The sequence below is a fragment of the Hymenobacter negativus genome, assembly GCF_017571495.1.
Taxonomy (GTDB): Bacteria; Bacteroidota; Bacteroidia; order Cytophagales; family Hymenobacteraceae; genus Hymenobacter; species Hymenobacter negativus.
The window spans coordinates 62,873-83,827 of the sequence record NZ_JAGETZ010000014.1 but is presented as its reverse complement, the minus strand read 5'-3'; the positions used below and the strand labels follow the sequence as shown (position 1 = coordinate 83,827).

At 58.1% G+C, this 20,955-nt stretch carries 18 protein-coding genes; 12 read left to right on the top strand and 6 right to left on the bottom strand.

All coding sequences use genetic code 11. From position 1 onward, the window contains the following. Window positions 1-29 precede the first annotated feature (29 nt). The 8 genes from J4E00_RS23330 (at window position 30) to J4E00_RS23295 (ending at window position 9,921) form a co-directional block, all read left to right on the top strand. Window positions 30-1,415, top strand: a complete 1,386-nt coding sequence (locus tag J4E00_RS23330) for an alpha/beta hydrolase family protein (protein ID WP_208177756.1) — start codon at window positions 30-32, stop codon at window positions 1,413-1,415. A 178-nt stretch (window positions 1,416-1,593) separates the two neighbouring features. After that, on the top strand, window positions 1,594-3,075 hold the full coding sequence (locus J4E00_RS23325) for an alpha/beta hydrolase family protein (RefSeq protein ID WP_208177754.1): 1,482 nt from the start codon (window positions 1,594-1,596) through the stop codon (window positions 3,073-3,075). Between the two features lie 100 nt (window positions 3,076-3,175). Next, window positions 3,176-4,228 carry a helix-hairpin-helix domain-containing protein gene (locus J4E00_RS23320; protein WP_208177752.1) on the top strand — a complete coding sequence of 351 codons (1,053 nt, stop codon included), beginning with the start codon at window positions 3,176-3,178 and terminating at the stop codon, window positions 4,226-4,228. A gap of 166 nt (window positions 4,229-4,394) precedes the next feature. Then, a complete protein-coding gene (locus J4E00_RS23315; protein ID WP_208177856.1) occupies window positions 4,395-5,033 on the top strand; it encodes a (2Fe-2S)-binding protein in 639 nt (212 codons plus the stop codon). Window positions 5,034-5,186: 153 nt separating this feature from the next. Then, the gene (locus J4E00_RS23310; protein WP_208177750.1) at window positions 5,187-6,170 is read left to right on the top strand and encodes an FAD binding domain-containing protein; all 984 of its coding nucleotides are present in this window, start codon (window positions 5,187-5,189) and stop codon (window positions 6,168-6,170) included. 75 nt (window positions 6,171-6,245) lie between these two features. After that, window positions 6,246-8,579 (top strand): xanthine dehydrogenase family protein molybdopterin-binding subunit, encoded by a 2,334-nt coding sequence (locus tag J4E00_RS23305; protein ID WP_208177748.1) that lies wholly within the window; start codon window positions 6,246-6,248, stop codon window positions 8,577-8,579. Between the two features lie 69 nt (window positions 8,580-8,648). After that, window positions 8,649-9,257: an NTP transferase domain-containing protein gene (locus J4E00_RS23300; RefSeq protein WP_208177747.1), complete on the top strand. Its 609-nt coding sequence runs from the start codon at window positions 8,649-8,651 to the stop codon at window positions 9,255-9,257. 25 nt (window positions 9,258-9,282) lie between these two features. Next, window positions 9,283-9,921, top strand: coding sequence for an NUDIX hydrolase (locus J4E00_RS23295; protein ID WP_208177746.1), 639 nt, complete (start codon window positions 9,283-9,285; stop codon window positions 9,919-9,921). Between the two features lie 418 nt (window positions 9,922-10,339). Here J4E00_RS23295 and J4E00_RS23290 read toward each other — a convergent pair whose 3' ends face one another. Further along, complete coding sequence (locus J4E00_RS23290; protein WP_208177745.1) at window positions 10,340-11,617, bottom strand: MFS transporter; 1,278 nt, start codon at window positions 11,615-11,617, stop codon at window positions 10,340-10,342. Window positions 11,618-11,745: 128 nt separating this feature from the next. Here J4E00_RS23290 and J4E00_RS23285 point away from each other — a divergent pair, with 128 nt between their 5' ends. The 3 genes from J4E00_RS23285 (at window position 11,746) to nth (ending at window position 14,155) form a co-directional block, all read left to right on the top strand. Further along, on the top strand, window positions 11,746-12,162 hold the full coding sequence (locus J4E00_RS23285; RefSeq protein ID WP_208177744.1) for a hypothetical protein: 417 nt from the start codon (window positions 11,746-11,748) through the stop codon (window positions 12,160-12,162). A 300-nt stretch (window positions 12,163-12,462) separates the two neighbouring features. Then, window positions 12,463-13,098: an RNA polymerase sigma factor gene (locus J4E00_RS23280; RefSeq protein ID WP_208177742.1), complete on the top strand. Its 636-nt coding sequence runs from the start codon at window positions 12,463-12,465 to the stop codon at window positions 13,096-13,098. 379 nt (window positions 13,099-13,477) lie between these two features. Continuing rightward, on the top strand, window positions 13,478-14,155 hold the full coding sequence (gene nth / locus J4E00_RS23275; RefSeq protein WP_208177739.1) for an endonuclease III: 678 nt from the start codon (window positions 13,478-13,480) through the stop codon (window positions 14,153-14,155). A gap of 89 nt (window positions 14,156-14,244) precedes the next feature. Here nth and J4E00_RS23270 read toward each other — a convergent pair whose 3' ends face one another. Beyond that, window positions 14,245-15,447, bottom strand: coding sequence for a glycosyltransferase family 4 protein (locus tag J4E00_RS23270; RefSeq protein WP_208177737.1), 1,203 nt, complete (start codon window positions 15,445-15,447; stop codon window positions 14,245-14,247). A 78-nt stretch (window positions 15,448-15,525) separates the two neighbouring features. Further along, window positions 15,526-16,548: a gliding motility lipoprotein GldB gene (locus tag J4E00_RS23265; RefSeq protein WP_208177736.1), complete on the bottom strand. Its 1,023-nt coding sequence runs from the start codon at window positions 16,546-16,548 to the stop codon at window positions 15,526-15,528. 80 nt (window positions 16,549-16,628) lie between these two features. On the opposite strand from J4E00_RS23265, the gene J4E00_RS23260 reads away from it, so the two are divergent. After that, window positions 16,629-17,315: a porin family protein gene (locus J4E00_RS23260; protein ID WP_208177735.1), complete on the top strand. Its 687-nt coding sequence runs from the start codon at window positions 16,629-16,631 to the stop codon at window positions 17,313-17,315. 208 nt (window positions 17,316-17,523) lie between these two features. Here the strand turns inward: J4E00_RS23260 and J4E00_RS23255 are convergent, their stop codons facing one another. From J4E00_RS23255 to J4E00_RS23245, 3 genes are all read right to left on the bottom strand, one after another. Further along, on the bottom strand, window positions 17,524-19,137 hold the full coding sequence (locus tag J4E00_RS23255) for a ribonuclease E/G (protein ID WP_208177734.1): 1,614 nt from the start codon (window positions 19,135-19,137) through the stop codon (window positions 17,524-17,526). A 343-nt stretch (window positions 19,138-19,480) separates the two neighbouring features. Then, a complete protein-coding gene (locus J4E00_RS23250) occupies window positions 19,481-20,401 on the bottom strand; it encodes a tetratricopeptide repeat protein (RefSeq protein WP_236050081.1) in 921 nt (306 codons plus the stop codon). Window positions 20,402-20,550: 149 nt separating this feature from the next. Then, a complete protein-coding gene (locus J4E00_RS23245; RefSeq protein ID WP_196286816.1) occupies window positions 20,551-20,859 on the bottom strand; it encodes an HU family DNA-binding protein in 309 nt (102 codons plus the stop codon). Between the last annotated feature and the right edge of the window lie 96 nt (window positions 20,860-20,955).

The following is a 20,955-nucleotide window of genomic DNA, read 5'->3' as shown; positions in this document are numbered from 1 at the left end:
AACATTGCACTCCACCTCACCGCACTGCCATGCACACACTTACCCGCTTCTTCCTGAGCGCCACCGCCGCCGCGCTTCTGGGCTCCAGCAGCGCCCGCGCCCAAACCAGCCTCACTGGCGACTGGAACGGAACCGTTGGACCTATTGAGTTCACGGCGCACCTCACCGACCCGGCCGGCGGGCCGCGCTCGGCCACGCTCGACATTCCTGCTCAGCATGCGCAAGGCCTTGTGCTGCAATTCACGGCGCCAGCCGACAGCGTGTACCTGCGCCTGCGCCAGCCTGCTGCGCAGTTTGCTGGCCGCCGCTCGGCCGATGGCCAGCACTTGGAAGGCGAGTGGCAGCAGGGTCTGCGCTCGTTTCCACTCACGCTCACCCGGGCCGGGGCCTCCAAACCAGCTGGCCCCAACCGACCCCAGACGCCTCAGCCGCCCTTCCCCTACCAGTCGGCCGACGTGACGTTTAAAAACGAGAAAGCTGGTATCATGCTGGCCGGCACCTACACCCTCCCCGCAGACATGGGTCCCTTCCCGGCGGTGGTGATGCTCACTGGCTCGGGGCCCGAAGACCGTAACGAAACCATCCTGGGCCACCAGCCCTTCGCGGTACTAGCCGACTACCTCACCCGCCACGGCATTGCCGTGCTGCGGTTTGATGACCGGGGCGTGGGCCAGTCGGGTGGCACCCAAAAAGGCATGACCAGCGCCGATTACACCACTGATGCGCAGGCAGCACTGGCGTGGCTGCGAGCCCAGCCGGGCATCCGCAAAAACCAGGTGGGCGTGCTGGGACACAGCGAAGGCGGCACCGCAGCCATTGGAACCGCCACGCAGCCGAATGCACCAGACTTTCTGGTGCTGCTGGCCGCGCCGGGCATTGCCGGCGATGAGCTGATAGTGCAACAGTCGCTGGCCCTGGCCCGCCTGCAAACCACCGACCCCATCCAGCTCGCGGCCCTCGAAAAGCAGCAGCGGACCATGACGCAGATTATTCAGAAGACATCAGACGATACCCAAGCCCGCACCCAACTCACAGCCTTATATAATCCGACCAACAACCCGACCACTACGGCCGCACTGGAGTCTCAACTAGCAGTCATGACTTCGCCCTTCTATCGCCACCTGCTGGCCGACCGCCCGGCCCAAACCCTAGCCAAAGTTCATTGCCCGGTGCTGGCCCTCGGCGGCAGCAAAGACCGGCAAGTGCCCGCCGCCGCCAATCTAGCTGCCACGGCTTCGGTATTGAAAACAGGCGGCAACCACGATGTGATAACCAAAGAATTGCCCGGCCTCAACCACTTATTCCAGACCGCTAACACCGGTGGTCCAGATGAGTATGGCACCATCGAAGAAACATTTTCGCCCGACGCCCTGACAGTGATTGGTGACTGGATAATGCAGCATACCAAGAAATAGCTATGCTTCTGTTGGCGCTATTGCATGAAGAAGGCCGCTCTTGCGGAGCAGCCTTCTTCATGTAGGCTCTACTATAGCCAAAGAGTGAAAATTATTGCACACAAAAAACATTTGTTGTACTTTTCGGACTCGGTTCTTCTTTATTGCTTATTATCTACTGTTTTTATAGTCTGATTCCATGATAAGATTTATACGCACCGCGTTATTTCTACTGATACTACTCACCCAATATACTGTTGTACTGGCCGCTCCACCAGTGCCCACGCCACTAAATGGCCAGTGGAGAGGCCCGCTGAAATTGCTCGGCGGCGAAATCACCATTGTCATCACCATTGTGCCGCTCACCAATGGCACCTACTATGCTGCCCTCGATGCGCCGCAGCAGCGCATCAGCCGCATGCCCGTGGAAGTTGAGCTGAAAGAGGACAACCTGACCCTGCGCATTGAGCAAGCTGGCAGCAGCTTCGTGGGCAAGGTGCAGGACGATGGAGCCACCCTCAGTGGCACCTGGAAGCAGCCCGGCGTAAATGGTCCCATGGTGCTCAAGCGGGCGGCCACTTCCACGCAGGCTGTCACCAGGTTTAAGGCCACGCCGCCCTACCGCGAAAGCAACGTCAGCTTCATCAATCCCAGCACCAAAAACCACCTGGCTGGTACACTCACCATCCCGGCCGGTGAAGGACCGTTTGCAGGTGTAGTACTCATCTCCGATTCCGGCCCGCAAACCCGCGACGTGGAGGTGAATGGCTACCGCATGTTTGGCCAAGTGGCCGATTACCTCACGCGCCATGGCATTGCCGTACTGCGGTTTGACGACCGGGGAGTGGGCAAATCGACGGGCAACTATTCAACGGCTACTACTGCTGATTTCGTGACCGATGCGCAGGCAGCCATGAACTTTCTGCGCTCGCAGCCGCTGGTGGCAGCGTACCGCGTGGGCCTGCTAGGGCATGGCGAGGGGGCAAATGTGGCCCTGCTGGCCGCCGCCACACCAGGCCGGGTACCGGCTTTTGTAGTCTCGTTGGCAGGCTACGGGCAGTTGGGCAGTGAAGTACTCCGGCGCCAGCAGGTGGAAATCATGCGCCTGATTGGGGCGGACCCCTCGCAGGTAAAGGCCGCCCAGGATGTGTACCAGCGCACGGTGGACGTTATCCGGCAAACGCCTGATAATGCCGTCGCTCGTCCTAAAGTAGCCTCCCTGCTCACCGGTGCCAACATGGGCATCGATGCCAATATGGCCCGCGCCCGGGCCGCGCAGCTCACCTCGCCATGGTCACGTTATTTCTTCGACTTCAACCCTCAGGCTAAGCTCGATAAGGTGCAATGCTCGGTGTTGCTGCTCAACGGCACTTCCGATTTGCAGGTATCGACTAAGCGCAATATGGTGCCGCTCTACAAGGCCCTGCGCCACGCCAAGCGCTCGGCCACCGAATACAAGCTCGACGGCATCAACCACTTATTTCAGCCCGCGCCCAGCCAGTGGCCCATGATAAATGGCGTGCAGCAGGCCATCTTTTCGCCCGAGGGTCTTAAGCTGATTCACACGTGGGTGTCCCAGGAAACGCGCCCGCCCGGCGACCCGCTCCCCGTGACAGTGAAACGCCCCGGCCCCACCCGCAAGACGAACCGCACGCCCAGCATAACCAAGGCGCGGAGCTAATAGCAACAGGGCGAGCGCAGCATTACTGTTTTGCTTATACTTGCAAAGTATCCTCCTATAAATGAGGATGACTATTGCTGCGCTCACCTTTTCTACCGCTATGCCTGCCCCCTCTATTCCGCGCTCGCACGGGCCCCAAAATGCCCTTAATCCAATGCCGTGGGTGCGGCGTCAATTCGGCTACTCGCGTGGCGAAGCCCGGGGCATGGTGGGTATCTTGCTGCTGATGGCTGGCTGTGTATTTGGGCCTATTCTGCTTCGACCGGAACTGCCCAGCTACCTCCCTGCCGCCGACCAAAAAGGCCTGAACGAGCTGGCCGCGCAATTAAAAGAGCACCGTGCAACGGACCAGAGCTACGCCAGCCGCTACCCAAAACGAGCGTATAAGAAATCTGAACGGGGTGCTTCGCGCTACCCCAAGGTAGCACAGGTACGCCTAGCTCCGTTCGACCCCAACGCCCTCACGGCCGAAGGCTGGGAAGCACGGGGCGTGCCGCACTTCGTGGCCATCCGCATGGTGAAATACCAAGAGGCAGCCGGTGGCTTCAAAGCCAAAGCGCAAGTGAAGAAGATGTACGGGCTGGAAGATTCGGTGTACCAGCGGCTGGCTCCGTTCATGCAACTACCCGACGAAGCACCCAAGCGCGACTATGCCGCCAACAAGCCGGGGCCGGATGGCAAATTCCCACCCTTTGCCAGCGCCGACGGCACGCCCGCCAAATTTGCCCGCAAGCCGCGCAACCTTCAACCCTTCGACCTGAATACCGCCGATACGACGCAATTGATGCAGATTCGCGGCATTGGAGCGGGCCGGGCCAAGTGGGTGGTAAAGTACCGCAATCAGCTCGGTGGCTACCGCAGCGAAGACCAGTTAGACGAGGTATTTGTGCTGCGTGATGCGCCGGACCTGCGCGACAGCCTCAAGAAATACACCTTCGTGGCGCCAGGCTACGCGCCCAAAACAGTGAATGTGAACACCGCCACCTTCGATGAAATGTACCTCCAGCCCTACATCGGCAAGCCCAAGGCGCGCGTCATCGTGGCGTACCGGCAGCAGCACGGTCCGTTCAAAACAGTGGAGGATTTGAAACAGATTCCCATTCTAAAGCTGGCCGATTGGGAAAAGATGCGGCCCTACGTGCGTTGCGAATAATGCCATTTTTTAGGAGTTTATGTAAAAGATTTCGGCTAATTAGTAACTATTGGGAATGATAGTATCGTAGTAGAAGGTTGGATTTACCAAGGCGACTCCTCGCCTTGACCTGACCAATGCCACCCGGCAACGGTTGAGGACACCAACCTCCTACTTCCTTACCATGATGGATAACCTCACGCCCGCCCCGGCGGCGCAGCCGGATGGCGCGTCTCCCAACGACGGCCGCCGCTCGTTTATCAAGCAAGCCGGGGGCCTGTTGGGCCTGGCGCTGGCTCCGCCCCTCATCGGCCAGGCCGAGCGCCTCACGGCCATGTCGAAGAAGGTGGCGGGTGTGAGCGAGATGCGCCTGAAAGTGAACGGCACCATGCGCACCATTCAGGCGGAGCCGCGCGTGACGCTGCTCGACGCCCTGCGCGAACGCCTCGACCTGACGGGCTCCAAGAAAGGCTGCGACCACGGCCAATGCGGCGCCTGCACCGTGCTGGTCGATGGACGCCGCGTAAATAGCTGCCTCACCCTAGCCGTGATGGCGCAGGGCAAAGAAATAACGACCATCGAAGGATTGGCCAAAGGCGAAGAACTGCACCCGCTGCAGGCCGCTTTCATCGAGCACGACGGCTTTCAGTGCGGCTACTGCACGCCGGGCCAACTCATGTCGGGTGTCGCCTGCATTAAGGAAGGCCATGCCAAAACCGACGCCGATGTGCGCGAGTGGATGAGCGGCAACCTCTGCCGCTGCGGCGCCTATCCCAACATCGTGGCCGCCATCCGGCAGGTAGAGCAGAGCGGGTTTAAAGGCTAAATGACAGTATAGCACGGTCCAAACAACGTCATGCTGAGCCAAGCCGAAGCATCTCTACCGCGCAACTAATTCAATTACCAGGATTTACCACTGCAGTAGAGATGCCTCGGCTTCGCTCAGCATGACGTTCTCCTTCTATTCAGGTCCAGAATCATGAACGACTTCACCTACCTCCAAGCTACTCAGGCCAAAGAAGCTACTTCCGCCGTACGCGACAACAAAGGCGCGGCGTTCATAGCAGGCGGCACCACGTTGCTCGATTTGATGAAGCTGAATGTGGAAAACCACGACCAGCTTGTGGATATCAACATGCTCGCTTTCAAAGGTATCGAGCCGACGGCCGACGGGCTGCGCATTGGCGCGCTGGAACGCATGAGCGACGTGGGAGAACACCCGCTGGTGGTGCAGAACTACCCGGCGGTGTCGCAGTCGCTGCTGCTGGCGGCTTCGCCGCAGCTGCGCAACATGGCCAGCATCGGGGGCAATATTTTGCAGCGTACGCGCTGCGGCTACTTCCGCGACACTGCGTTTCCGTGCAACAAGCGCGTGCCCGGCTCCGGCTGCCCGGCGCAGGATGGCGAGAACAAAGGCCTCGCCATTCTGGGCACCAGCAAGGCGTGCATCGCCACTTTCCCCGGCGACTTACCCGTGGCCCTGGCTGCCTTGGATGCTGTGCTGCTGCTGGAAAACGCCAAGGGCAAGCAGCGCCGCGTGCCGCTGGTCGATTTTCACTTGCTGCCTGGCAATACGCCCGAGAAAGAAACCGTGCTAGAACCTGGCGAGCTGATTGTTTCCATCACCATTCCAGCCGCCACGCACGCTCGCAAATCCACTTACCTAAAGGTGCGCGAGCGGACATCGTACGCCTACGCACTGGCCTCAGCCGCCGTGGGGCTGGATGTGCAGGGCGGCCAGATTCGCTCGGCGCGGGTGGCGCTGGGTGGCGTAGGCACCAAGCCCTGGCGCTCGCCGGAAGCCGAGAAAATCCTAACCGGCGCGCCGGCCACCGAAGCAACTTTCCGGGCCGCTGCTGCGGCTGCTGTGCACGACGCCCAGCCCCGCGAGCAAAACCGCTTCAAGGTAGAGTTGGCTCAGAATACATTAGTCCGCGCCTTGATGGAATTGGCAAAGGCGTAGCAGTCCGGAAAATTATAGAACGTCATGCTGAGCGCAGCCGAGGCATGACGTTCTCAATCGATGCACCCATTTCTCATGGAAAACGAACCCGCTTTTTTCGAAACATCTCCAAAGCCTAATGTGGTAGGCAAGCCGCTCAACCGCGTAGACGGGCGCGACAAGGTGATGGGCCGAGCCAAATACGCGGCCGAGTACCCCCTGCCCGGCCTCACCTACGGCGTGCTTAAAACCAGCGACATCGCCAAGGGCCGCGTCCAGAGCATCGACACCAGCGTGGCCATGAAGGAGCCTGGCGTGATAGCCATCTTCACCCACGAAAACCTGCCCAAGCTAGCCAAGACGCCTAACGATGCTGACGGCAAAAAGGCCATCGGCGCGCCTATGGGCTTCATGCCGCTGACGTCGGACATGATTTATTACGCTGGCCAGCCCGTGGCAGTGGTAGTAGCCGATACATTTGAGCGCGCCACCCACGCCGCCCGGCTGGTGCGCGTGAACTATGCCGCCGATAAGCCCATTGCAGCCTACACCAACCCAGCGGCCCAACTCTTCAACCCCGAGAAGATTCAGGATGGCAAGGCCGACGGCCACACCCGGCGAGGCGACGCCAAAACGGCCCTGGCCGGTGCGCCCGTGAAGCTTTCGGCTACCTACACGCACGCCATCAACCACCACAACCCCATGGAGCCGGGCGCTACCACCGCCGTGTGGGAAGCCCCCGACCGCCTCACGGTATATGAGTCGACGCAAGGTGTGACGCGCACCCAGAAGGCGTTATCCACCATGCTGGGCCTGCCGCAGGAACAGGTGCGGGTCATTACCAAGTTCATTGGCGGTGGCTTTGGATGTAAGGGCTCATGCTGGCCTCACACCGTGCTCACGGTGCAGGCTGCTAAGGCTGTGGGCCGGCCGGTGAAGCTGGTGCTCACCCGCCAGCAGCAGTTCACGAGCATGGGCCACCGCGAAGACCAGACCCAGACGCTAAACGTAGGCGCCACCCAAGATGGCAAGCTGCTGGCGCTGGTACATACCAAAACGTCTACTACTTCGCCCTGGGATAATTACGCCGAGGCTAATAGCAAAATCATCAACCTGCTCTACGACTGCCCCACTTTCGAGTCGAGCTACGAGCTGGCGCGGGCCAACGTGATGACGTCCACCTTCACCCGGGCGCCGGGCGAGGCGCCGGGCTCCTTCGCCATAGAGTGTGCGATGGATGATTTGGCCTACCAACTGGGCATCGACCCCATCGAAATCCGCCTGCGGAATTACGCGGAGAAAGACCCTAGCACCGGCCAGCCCTGGAGTAGCAAAAGCCTGCGCGAGTGCTACGCCCGTGGGGCCGAGCTGTTCGGCTGGAGCAAGCGCAACCCCAAGGCCGGCCTCACACGCGACGGCAATACCCTCGTGGGCTGGGGCATGGCTACAGCCAGCTACCCGGTGCACAACTCGCAGGGCACCGCCCGTGTGCGCCTCTACGCCGACGGCCACGCCGTGGTGCAGAGTGGCGCCACCGACCTCGGCACTGGCACCTACACCGTGATGACGCAGGTAGCAGCCGATTCTCTGGGCCTGCCACCCGAGAAAATCCGCTTCGAGTTGGGCGACACCAAGTTGCCCACCGCGCCCAACTCGGGCGGCTCGGTGGCAGCAGGCACGGTATCGTCGTCTGTCTATGCCGCAGCGCAGGACGTATGGGAGCGTCTCACCAAAATAGCCATTAAGGACCCGAAGTCGCCTCTTTTTAAGGCCAAGCCGGAGGATGTGGCAATGGAAAATGGTCGCCTTCAGTTGAAAGCCAGTCCCGCAAAAGGCGAAGACTTTATGGCGCTGATGAAGCGCGCCGGCCTCGATGACATTGAAGGAACCGGCCAGGGCAAATACGGCGCGGGCTATGAAACCGGTCGTCCTGGTAACCCTGCCGGCCCCAACAATAACACAGAGTCGGCGGGCAAGCACTCCATGCACTCCTTTGGGGCGCATTTCTGCGAGGTGCACGTCGACCCACAGTTGGGCACCGTGCGCGTTACGCGCTGGGTGAGCGTGCACGCCGCCGGCCGCATTCTCAACGCCAAAACGGCCCGCAGCCAGATTATTGGCGGCAGCATTTTCGGTATCGGCGCGGCACTAATGGAAGCCACCGCGCGCGACCCCAACTACGCCCGCTACACCAACGCCGACCTGGCCGATTACCACATCCCCGTGAACGCCGACATCCCCGATATGACCGTGGAATTCATCGACGAGCACGACCCCTACATCAACGCCATGGGCGTGAAGGGCATCGGCGAGATTTCGATGGTGGGCGTGTCGGCCGCCGTGGCCAACGCCGTGTTCCACGCCACCGGCAAGCGCGTGCGCGACCTGCCCATCACCCCCAATAAAATCTTGGGCACGAAGGCCGTTTAATTCATCCCATCTGTCATCCTGAGCATTCTGCTTTAATCGCAGAATGCTCAGGATGACAGTTACATCTCCATGCCTACCAATCCCCCCGTAGCCCTGCTGCTCCTGGCCGCCGGTGCCTCCACGCGCATGGGCCAGCCCAAACAGCTCCTGCTCTACCACGGCCGCACCCTCCTGCGCCACGCTGCCGAAACCGCCGTGGCCAGCGGCTGTGCCCCCATCGTCCTGGTAACCGGGGCCCTGCACGATGAGCTGCTGCCCGAAATAGCCGGCCTGCCCATCCGCGCCGTGTACAACACCGGATGGGCTTCCGGCATGGCCTCTTCCATCCGCGCCGGCCTGCTGGCGCTGGCCGAAACCTCGCCCGCCGCCGTCCTTATCATGCTCGCGGACCAGCCCCTCCTCACACCCGAACTGCTCCGGCAGCTAGTGGCTCAGCAGCAGCAAACCCACGCCCTCATCGTGGCTGCCGCCTATGCCGATACGCTGGGCGTGCCCGCAGTTTTCCACCAGTCCGTGCTGCCTGAGCTGCTGAAGCTGCAAGGGCAGCAGGGCGCCGGTCGGCTCATTGCCAGCCTGGGCGCAGCCGTGGGCCAGGTAGCGTTTCCGGAAGGGGTGCTCGACGTGGATACCCCGGAGCAATATGCTGCCCTGGTGCGCAGCGCGGGGCAGGTAGATTAGGCCCACACTCTTCAACTTTTCTTTTATGTCCTCCCCCACCGACTGGCTCGGCATTGCCCAGCGCCTGCAGGCCATCGCCCAAACCGGCCTTGCCTACGCTTCCACTGGCTTCGATACCGAGCGCTACCAGGAAATTCACGCCCTCAGCATGCACATGCTGGCCAACCTTACCGGCGAGCCGGTGGCCCAGCTCGATGCCATTTTTGCCGCCGAAACCGGCTACCCCACGCCAAAGGTGGATATCCGCGCCGTGCTCTTCCGGGGTACCGATGAACTGCTGATGGTGCAGGAAAAGCTGGATGGCAACCGGTGGTCGTTGCCCGGCGGCTGGGCCGATGTGGGCTACACGCCCTTTGAAGTGGCCGTGAAGGAGGTGTGGGAAGAAACCGGCCTCGTAGCCAAAGCCGTGCGCCTGCTGGCGTTGTTTGATAAAAAGCAGCACGCCCATCCACCCCAGCCCTGGTACATCTACAAAGCTTTCGTGCTGTGCCGCGCCACCGGTGGCACCATTCAGCCGCACACTACCGAGACGGCCGAAGTGCGCTGGGTTCACCGCACCGAATTGCCACTGCTCGATTTATCCGTCGACCGCGTCACCCTGGCCCAGCTCGAAACCATGCTGGAATTTGCCCGGAACCCTGCCCTGCCAACGCTTTGTGATTGAGAAAGGCCCCTGCCTTTGGCAAACGCACCAAGCCCGTGGCCCGGATGGCGCGTGACTGCACGCGTCTGCAAGGCACCAAAAAGGGCTTTTTGATGCCTTGCAGACGCGTGCAGCCTACCAAAAAGGGCTTTTTGATGCTCTGCAGACGCATGCAGTCCATCAAAAAGCCCTTTTTGGTACCCTGCAGACGCGTGCAGCCTACCAAAAAGGGGGTTTTGGTGCCCTGCAGACGCATGCAGTCCATCAAAAACCCCTTTTTGGTGCCTTGCAGTTGTGTGAAAGCCATCAAAAAGGGGTTCTGGGTGCCCTGCAGTTGCGTGCAAGGCACCCCGAACCCCTTATTTACGGGCAGCAAGCTACTTCGCACTGCGAATTGACTGTTGCCCGTCGCTTGCAAGCCCAGGTTTGGCGGGGTCGGCTACTTTGCTGCCCCCGATTCCAGCTTGCGCAGCTTATCCGCCTTCCAGGCCGTGATGGCCACCACCAGCAGCGTCATCAGCCCGCCAAAGATGACGGAGCGCACCGTGCCCAGCAGCTTGGCCGCCGCGCCGCTTTCAAAAGCCCCAATCTCGTTGCTGGACCCAATGAATATGTTGTTCACCGCCGACACCCGGCCTTTCATATACTCCGGCGTGTAGGTATGAATGAGCGTGGAGCGCACAATCACCGACACCGAATCGAACACCCCGGTCAGGAACAGTAGCACCAGCGAGAGGTAGAAGTTTCTCGACAGCGCAAAGCAGATGGTGGCCAGCCCGAAGCCCGCCACCGCCCACAGCAGCTTGCGTCCGGCGCGGCGCTGCAACGGGAAGTAGGTCAGAAAAATGGCCATTAGCACCGAGCCGATAGCAGGCGCAGCTTCCAGTTGCCCAAAGCCGGCCGCGCCTACCTTCAGAATATCCTTGGCAAACACCGGCAGCAGCGCCACCGCGCCCCCAAACAGCACCGCGAACATATCCAGCGACAGGGCCGCCAGCACCAGCTGGTTGCTGAAAATAAACCGCAACCCGCTCAGCACGCTATCTTTCAGATTGAGCCGCTCGCCTTCCGTGGGCGGCAGCGGCCGGTCGGCAATGCGAATGAACTGAAACAGCGCCAGCCCCAGCAGCCCCGTACTTACCAGGTACGAATCGGCCACGCCCAGCGTGGCAATAAGGTAGCCGCCCACGGCCGGCCCCAGCACCGACGAGGCCTGGTACGTCGTGCTGTTCCAGGTGATGGCATTGGGTAGCAGCACCCGGTCGGGCAGCAGCTGCGGCATAAACGCAAACAAGGCCGGCCCCATAAAGCCCCGCGCCAAGCCACTCACAAAAATCACCCCGTACAGCGGCAGCGTATAGAGCGAATCTTTCGCCAGCAGCCCAATACCGTAGGGACTGGCAAAAAATGCCAGCGCTGCCGCGCACAGCAGCAGCAGCGCCAGCGCCACCACTACAATGTTCTTACGCCGCACCGAATCGGCCACGTAGCCGGCATAAAGCGACACCACGATGCTGGGCACCGCTTCCGATAAGCCAATCATTCCCAGCGCCAGCGGGTTGTTGGTGAGGTGATAAATCTGCCAGCTCACCACCAGGCCCTGCACCCGCGTGGCCACCGTGAGCAAGGTACGGGCCGATACCAGGCGGCGAAAATCGGGAATGCGCAGGGCCGCGTAAGGGTCGTGGGCCGGGGTTTCGTCAGGAGTTGGAAGCATAGAATCAACAAAGCGGTCGGTGGAGCGGCCCGCCGCAAAGGTAAACTCCACCCGAGGCGGCTAGGTTGGATGAGCCCCGTACTTAGGCCTATCTTGTGCATTAGCTGCTGCCTGCTCTCCGCTCCCCTATGTCCGATTTTGGTTTGGAAATAACGCCCCGCCCCGACCTGCCGGCCATCATTGCCCGCTGGCAGCGTGAAATCTCGGAGCCCGAGCTGCAACGGGGCTACCTAGCCATTCTCGCAGCCGGCGATGCGCTAGGCTGCTGGCGCTGGCTCCTCGACCTGCGCCGCCGCGAAGAGTTGGCCTCGCCGGCCCTGACCCTGTGGCTGGATACCAGTTTCTTTCCCCAGCTCGTCGGCCGCTACGTCGCGCCCGTTCGCATGGCCTTCCTCATTTCGCCCCTACGCGCCACTCAGCAGCAGGCGTCCGTTGGTTTGGCGGGCGCTGTATCAGCGCCGAGCGCGGCTTACGGGCCCGAGCAAAGCTACCAATCGGGCCTCTTTACCGACGAAGCCGCTGCCTATCACTGGCTCGCTCAATGAGTCCAGTAGCAAGGACATAAATTTTTAGGTTTCGGTTGGAAACTTTTTTTTAAAAAAAAGACTAAGCAGTTTTCTCAAAAAACGGCCTAGATGAAGTTTTAAGGAAGGTTGCTCGGTTTTTGCAAAAAGATTTTGGCTTCTTTTGACCGGTGCCTATTGCGCAAGTGGATTCCATATTTCTACATTTGGTCTGATTCTAGCGGGCTAGAAATCACAGCCCTCGCGTCGCTCTCCAATTTTTTTCTCGGTAACTGCATACTATGGCCTAAAGCTCTACGTTCCCTTATTCCGTAGCCCTTTATGGACCTCTTGCACCCGAGCGACTCCGCGCTCATTTCGCTCTACCTGGCTGGCCAGGAATCCGCTTTCGCCATCCTCCTGGAGCGGCATCGCAGTCGTGTGTTCACGACCATCCTCCTCATCGTGCGCGATGAAGACGTGGCCGAGGACCTCTTGCAGGATACGTTCATCAAGGCCATTCACACCATGAAGGGCGGGCGCTACAACGAAGAGGGCAAATTTGCGCCCTGGATTTGCCGCATTGCGCATAACTTAGCCATCGACTCGTTCCGGCGGGGCAAGCGCGTGCCCCACATCAGCCTCACCGACAACGAGATGCTGAGCAACACCCTAAGCATTGCCGACGACGGCCCGGATGATATCCTGGCCCGCGAAGAAACCCATACCCGCCTTCGGGCGTTAATCCAGGAACTGCCCGCCGCCCAGAAGGAGGTGTTGCTGATGCGCCATTACGGCGACATGAGCTTCCAGGAAATTGCCGACGCAACCGGCGTGAGCATCAACACCGCGTTGGGTCGGATGCGCTACGCGCTGATAAACCTGCGGAAGAAAATGACCGCAAATTCCCTCGACTATGATTCAAATCTTACCCCATTCGACACTTCTCCAGTATGTGTACAACGAATTGCCTCCTGAAAGGCAGCGCGAGGTAGAGGAGGCATTGCAGCACGACCCGGACTTGGCCGCGACCTGCGCCGACCTTCTTTTGGCCCAGCGGGCTCTCGACGGCGTACGTCGGGAACCGCGGCCCGAAACCTCCGAGGCCATTTTGCGCTACTCGCGCACTTTTTTGAGCAAGTCCTGAGCCCATTCAACTTTTTGTGGTTCCCATTGCACATGTCCCGCCGACGGGCGTAGCAGCTGCCAGCTGGTACATGTAATAACGGTCATGCTGAGCGCAGCCGCAGCATCTCTGCCGCAGCAGTAATCCTGTCAATAGGGTTACTATTGCGGCCGAGATGCTCGGCTGCGCTCAGCATGACCGTTTTATTTTTTTTCCTTTTTGTTCCACCGAATGACTCGCGCCAACCGGTTTCGTTACTTCCTCGACTACTTCACCACCAACTTTCCGGAGCCGAAAACCGAGCTGGTCTACGGCAATCCTTATGAGTTGATTGTGGCAGTAGTACTCAGTGCCCAGTGCACCGATAAGCGCGTGAACCTGGTGATGCCAGCACTACTGGCCGAGTTTCCTACCGCCGCCCACCTCGGCACAGCCACGGCGGATGATATTTTTCCCTTCATTCGCAGCATTTCGTATCCGAATAATAAGGCTAAGCACCTAGCCGGCTTGGGACGCATGCTCACCGAAGATTTCGAGGGCGAGGTTCCCAGCCAGATTGACGAGCTCCAACGCCTGCCCGGCGTAGGTCGCAAAACGGCCAATGTGGTGGCATCTGTTATCTACAACCAACCCGCTATGGCTGTCGATACCCACGTTTTTCGGGTTTCGCATCGCATCGGCCTCGTGCCTAAAACGGCTACTACGCCGTTAGCGGTAGAGAAAGCACTTGTGCGCTATATCCCCGAAGAACTAGTCAATAAAGCGCATCATTGGTTGATTCTGCACGGCCGCTACATCTGCGTAGCACGCTCACCTAAATGCAGCGTCTGCCCATTAGCGCCTAGCTGCGCTTACTTCGAAAAGCATTTTGGCAAAGCTGCTGCCTATAGTCCGCTACCTGAAAACTAGCTTATCTGAGCTTCCAGGCCAGTTTTTTAGTACACAAAGTTCCATTTGAGGCACTAGGCAGTACAAAGGGCCTCTGGGTTAGTAAAAAATCAGATGCCGGCATCTTCCAGCACGCGTTGCACCACCGCAGCTAAATACTGCCTGTCGAATTCCTGCACGGCCAGTTGTTGGCCACACGCTCCGGCCGCAGCCAATACCGCCGGCTGCGCCAACAGCTGTGTTAGCAAAGTTGCTAGCGCAGGAGCGTCGCCAGCGGGCGAGTACCAGCCACAGTTCTTCTGCTCAACCAACTGCTTGCTCCAACCAGAATTGGTCACGACTACTGGCGTGCCTACGGCCAATGAGTCGTAGAGCTTGGCGGGCGAATTAGTGCTGAGTACTGGCAAACCCAAAAATGACACTACCGATACCGACGCCAAGGCAAACCAAGCGAACACCTCGTGCCTCGCCTGCCCACCCACTAACCGGATTCGTCCCGGCCAACGAGCCGCGGCTTTCTTAATTAGGGGCTCAAAAAAGCCATGCCCCAGAAACAGCCAGACCACCTCCGTGTCAGTTGCGGCCATGGCCTCGGCTGCTGCCACAAGCGTCGGGATATCATTGGCCCGCCCAAATGTGCCGGCGTACAGAATCACCCGTTTGCCGTGCAGGCCCTGTTGCAGCCGCAACGCCTCTACGGAAGCAGGCGTAGCGCGGGCAGCTAATTCCAGGTCCGTGCCGTTGAGTACGGTGGTTACTTTCGCAGTCGGAATTCCTAAATCAGTCACGTAGCGCGTCATGTCTGGCGAAAGCGGCAGAATATGCTGTGCGCTTTTATACAGCCGCTTTTCCAGTTGATATAGTTGCCGTTGAGCCAGTGCTGTAGGAACTGCTCCCATGGCAATGGGAAATGCCGGCCACAAGTCCTGCACCTCGAACACCCACGGCACCCGCCGCCAGCGTGCTACCTGCGCCGCCGCCCATGCAGCAGTGAGCGGCGTACTGATACCCCAAATCACATCGGGCTTCTCAATGCGCAGCCCTTCGCGCACAGCCCAGGCTGCATATTGCGCAAAGGCCAACGCCCGCCGTGCTGGTCCCATTTTATTCTCATACGGCACCTCAGCTTCCCGAACTTCTACCCCGGCCGGCGCCCACGGAAACTCCTGCGTCAGTCGCTGGCTTTTCCAGGCAGGCGTAGTCAACAGCGTCACCCGGTGCGTTTTGGCTATGTGGGCCAGCAGCGTGTAGTGCCGGCTAGTGGCCGGGCAATCGGGGTTGGTGTGGTACTGGCTGAAAACGGCGATGTGCATGGGAGCAATGGATAAATGAGCAAGTGAGTAGATAAGAAATCGCCTTCTGGACAATCACTTATCCACTCACTTGCCCATTTACCGCTTAGGCCGATAGTGAGAGTCGTTCAGCAGGCGCTGCGCGTTCTTTTCCGCCATAATGCGGCTTAGGCTCACGTCGGGATGCTCGGCCACGTACTTGCGGATGATTTGCAAACCTACCCACTGCCCTACCCGGCCGGGGCAGGTTTTGTCAATTTCGGGCACATTCGGCCGCTCACCCACGTATTTCTGCAGCAAAAAGGGGGTGGTTGAATACAGTAGATTTTTCTCCAGGAAATGGCCCCAAACCCGGCCTTCATTAGCTTCCAGCCCTACTATCTCACGCTGGGTGTATCCCATCAGTAACGAATCGGACGTGCAAGGCAGCACGCGGCTGGCAAAGTACAGCGACTTGCCCGCGTGTATCATGGCATCCAGCATAGTGTTGGCCGTCAGTTCATGGCGGTTGTATTTGCTCGAGACGGCTTGCGCGACCAGCGGAGTCAGGCCCAGCGGCGTGTAGCGGCGCAACATATACTGCGGCAAATCGGGCCGTTTGCTGGCTTTCGGACCCGCAAACCAATCCAAACTCGTCACTAATAAACTGTCGTTCACATAAATATCCTTGGCCAAGAAGCCACTCACGTAAGTAACTGTCGGAGGCACCCTGAAATCGGGAAAATAATAGTGCACTCGCCGAAACATCTCGCCCAAATCGTGGCGTAAGGCCGCACTATCGGGGAAAGCAGCAGCCGTTTCCTTTCCTAGTTTTTGCAGTGCCGGATTAGTAGCCAAATTCACTAGACTACTGTCCAGAGCGGCTTCGTTGCCCGGCTGGCGTTGCAGGTAGTACTTCGCAAACGTTGGGTTTGCATCCATGAATCGCTGGGCATCGGCGGGCGTTTTCAGGCTAAAAAAACCCGGCTCCAGACGTTTCAGGCGCATGGGCACGGCAGCCGCATCCTCGGCGTCGTCAGGGCGGCAGCCTTCCGCCGGCTCGCCTTTGCAGGCGCTCAGGCTCAAACCAATTCCTAGAAATAAGGGCAGCCACCGCCGCCAGGCAAAATTATTCGTATCCACACGCGTTACTTTGGAGTAAAATTAGCCAAAACCTGTCGGCTGTCGGCATTTGCCGGCTGCAATCGAATTATCCAACCCGTATGAAAAAACTACTCCTCCCCCTATTAGCCCTCGCTGCTACCATTGGCACCGCATCAGCCCAGGTCGAAATTGGCCTGAAAATATCGCCGGCCATCACCAGCCTACGGGCCGAATCAACTTCGACCAATGCTTTCAGCAGTGATGGCAGCCAGTTTGGTTTTGGCGGTGGTTTGGTAGTTGATTATTTCTTTGGGGAAAACTACGCATTTAGTACTGGCTTGCTGCTCACGGGCAAAGGTGGCACGATTAACTACAACGACGTCACCAATGATGCAATTCAGCAACCCATCGGAGTAAAGCTACCTATCACGACCCAATACCTTGAGCTTCCGCTTACTGTGAAGCTTTTCACCAATGAGATTGCCTCGGCAACCCGTATTTATTTCCAAGTAGGCGGCTCGCTAAATGTGCCCATTGGTACCCGTATCAGCAAAAACAAATTTTATGTCGACCCTGCTACGGCTACAGAGAACAAAGCCAGTGACTACGTTTATTTTATTGATGCGGATGCCTTAGCTGGTGCCGGCGTCGAGTATCAGTTGGGCAAAAGCACGAAGGTTTTCGCTGGCCTCAGCTACCACCGCGGTCTGGTTGATATCGACCATTATTTCGAAAGCAAGCGCGATTTCAAAGACGTTACCATTAAAAATAGTGGTGTTGCACTGGATTTAGGCATCAAGTTCTAATCGCTGATTAGGCCGATTTCAGCGAGTGCAAAAATGCAGACGGTTCAATGATGTTCTTCCAGCCAACGCAACCGTAATTCATGTGGACTTGGTCATTAAAAGAGAAGGTCCGGCTGCATCTGCAGCCGGACCTTCTCTTTTCGTTTGTAGCGAGGACTAAAAGCAGTTAATCAAAAGTTTCTGCGTGTTTTTAATCCCTTAAAACAGTCTAATCGACACTCTCAATTTCAACCTCACGGTCCTGCAAGCGGCTCATGGCAGCAGCCGAGGAGCGTAACTGGATTTCCTCCCCCCGCTCGTCTTCGATGCGGTAGTCGGTAAGGCCAAGGCTACTATCATTCACTACTTTCACCCACTTATAGTACTTGAGGTACCATTTCATCTGCCGCGAAATCAGGCCTTTCGTGTAGTAGGCATATAAGAACGGGTGCACCGACAGTGTAATGCCCGACTGATTCTGATTCACCAGCAAGTCGTCGATGCTGTTGTCGATGTCGTCTGTCACCTGAATGGAAGCCGAAATCTTACCCGTACCGCCGCAAGTGGGGCACACCTCACCAGTTACTATGTTCTCGGCCGGGCGCACCCGCTGACGTGTAATTTGCAGCAGGCCGAACTTCGTGATGGGCAACACCGTGAACTTGGCCTTATCGTGCTTCATCACGTCGCGCACGACATCTTCCACCTTCTTCCGGCTTTCTGCTGAGCGCATGTCAATAAAGTCGACCACGATGATACCGCCCATGTCGCGCAGGCGCAACTGACGAGCCACTTCTTTGGCCGCCAGCATGTTAATCATCAACGCGGTAGCTTCCTGGTCATTCTCCTGGTTGCTCTTGCTGCCCGAGTTCACGTCAATAACGTGCAGGGCTTCGGTGTGCTCAATAACTAAGTAGCCGCCGCCGGGCACAGTCACAGTCTTACCAAACAGGGTTTTAAGCTGCTTTTCAATGCCCATGTGCTCGAAGATTTTAATCTTCGAGTTGTGCAGCTTTAGCAGACCCAACTTGTCTGGTGCGATTTTCTGCAGGTAGTCCCGCATTTCCTCGTACATCGTCGGTGCGTCTACCATAATGCTGTCGAACGACTCGTTCAACATGTCACGGAGCATGGACGACGTCCGGCCGAGTTCGCCAAGCACCTTGTCATTAGGCTTAGCAGTGCGCAAAGTGGTATGGAGTTGCTCCCACTTCGCTACCATGTCCTGCATGTCCTTATCCAGCTCAGCCACTTCACGGCCCTCCGCTACGGTGCGGATGATGACACCAAAATTTTCAGGCTTAATACTGGCAATGAGGCGCTTTAGACGGTCGCGCTCTGCCTTGCTGACAATCTTTTTGCTGACGCTGATGGTGTTCGAAAATGGCATCAGCACGAGGTAGCGGCCAGCCATTGAAATGTCAGTGCTTACCCGGGGGCCTTTGGTCGAGATAGGCTCCTTGATAATCTGGACAACAATTTGCTGCCCTTTCTTAAATACGCTTTCTGCCTTCCCTACTTTGTCGAGGGGTGGCTCAAACGTGAATTTCTCTAGTCCGGCAGTTGCCGCGCGGCCACTCTGGACCGTGCGCACCCATTTGGTGAATGAGTTGTACTGCTCGCCGAGGTCGCCGTAGTGCAAAAACGCGTCTTTTTCGTAGCCAATGTCCACGAAAGCAGCGTTCAGGCCGGGCATCACCTTTTTCACGGTGCCCAGGAAGATATCGCCAACTGAATAGTTGGTGTCGTTGCGGTCGAAATGGTATTCAATCAGCCGCTTGTCTTGCAGCAACGCAATCCGCTCGCCTTCCTGAGTAGAATTAATGACTAATTCATTACTCAAAGCCTTGATTTAGTTAAGGTAACCTGCCGGAAATTGCCACCGAAGGCTTACCCCGAAACCGGCAAAGGGAAGCCAGAACCCGGTGGTTCTGGCTTCCCTCGCGAGCCACGGGAAAAGCACCTAGCGCGGCCTCGCTCGGAGGCTACGTGAGAGATAGGCGGCTGACTCCCTTCCCGTTAGGAAAACTGCCGGCCGCCGCTACGCCCCGTGAGGCTTACTTCTTCTTGTGGCGGTTCTTGCGCAGGCGCTTCTTGCGCTTGTGGGTGGCAATCTTATGACGCTTTCTTTTTTTACCGCAGGGCATGATGCTTGGGGGTTAAGTTGGTGATTAGTTGTGTCGTAGCTACTTCAATTTGGCGATTTCCTCCTCTACCGAAGCGGCCAGCGCCGGGTCGTTGCTGAGGCTTTTAGCGGTGAGGAATGCCTGTTTGGCTTCTTCCTTGGCGCCAGTACGGGCCAAAGTTACACCGAGGTAAAACTGTCCGTTCACATTTTTCGGATTGACTTTCACCAAATCCTGGAAACGCTTCACGGCTTTGTCGTACTGGTTGCTTTGCACCGCGAGTATACCCATGTTATACAGGGCTTTCTCGTTGCGGGGGTCAGCTTCCAGTACTTCGCGCAGGTAGGTTACGCCCTGCACAGGGTTATCGGAGGCCATGTAGGCCATGCCGAGGTTGGTTTTAGCATCAAGGTTGCCGGGTTGGTCTCTCAACACTTTGGCATACAACTCCCGCGCCTTGCCGCCGAGCAGTTTAACCCGCTCATCGGTAGCCGCAAAGCTGAAGGCCTGAAAGTAAGCATCGGCCGCCTGCTGCCAGTTTTGGGCGCTGGGTTTAGCCAGCGCAACTTGTTCTAAATAAAATCCGGCGCTGTCGAAGCGTTCTACGCTATTGTAGCGCCGGGCAAGGGAGGTAGCCGCTGTAGCTTTAGCCGTCGCGTTAGGAGCAGCGGCGTATTCGGCCAGCAACCGCGTCAGTTCCTGCCGCTGGGCGGGAGTAGCCGTGGTATGCGGGGCGGCGTTTGGGCCATTATTATCGGTGGCAGTGGCCGGCACCGGTCCCGAGGAATTCTCGGTTTTGGAGCCGTTAGTTGCCATGCCTCCACCGTCGCGATTGGCCGTTGCGGCCGCATCCTTGCTCAGCTCCGACTTGCTTTCCTTGGGCTTCATGATGCCCTTGGGCAGCACAAACAAGCCGCCAGCCAGCACGAGGGCGGCGGCGACGAGAACCAATTGATGTGGGGCAGAGCTGGTAGTTGCCATAGGCTGAAAAAAACCGGCCGCCGGGCCCTCCCTCTCGGAAAAGGCGCCGGCGGCGCGGCCGGTAGGTTTTCAGTGGTTAATAACTAATGGCTAGTGGTCAATGGCCATTATCACTTACCGTTAACCACTAAACGTTAATCATTGATAGACTAGGCTTTGGCAGCAGTCGATTTTACTTTCTTGCTGTTCTTAATTTTTGCCACGAAGGTCTTCGACGGCTTGAAGCTCGGAATGTAGTGCTCTTCGATGATGAGCGACGTATTTTTCGAGATGTTACGAGCGACTTTACGAGCGCGCTTCTTGTTTACGAACGAGCCAAAGCCGCGCACATAAATGTTGTTGCCCTCAGTCATCGAATCTTTCACGACTTTGAAGAAGGCTTCAACAGTCATCAATACATCAGCTTTCTCGATGCCGGTCTTCGTGGAGATTTCGGCGATTACCTCAGCTTTCGTCACGTTGGTATGGTACTTAGGTGGTTGAAAAAAATACAGTTGCAGGCAAAAAAAGTCCCTAATTCCAGCGTAAGCCTTTGCCTCGTAGGCGGTTCGCCC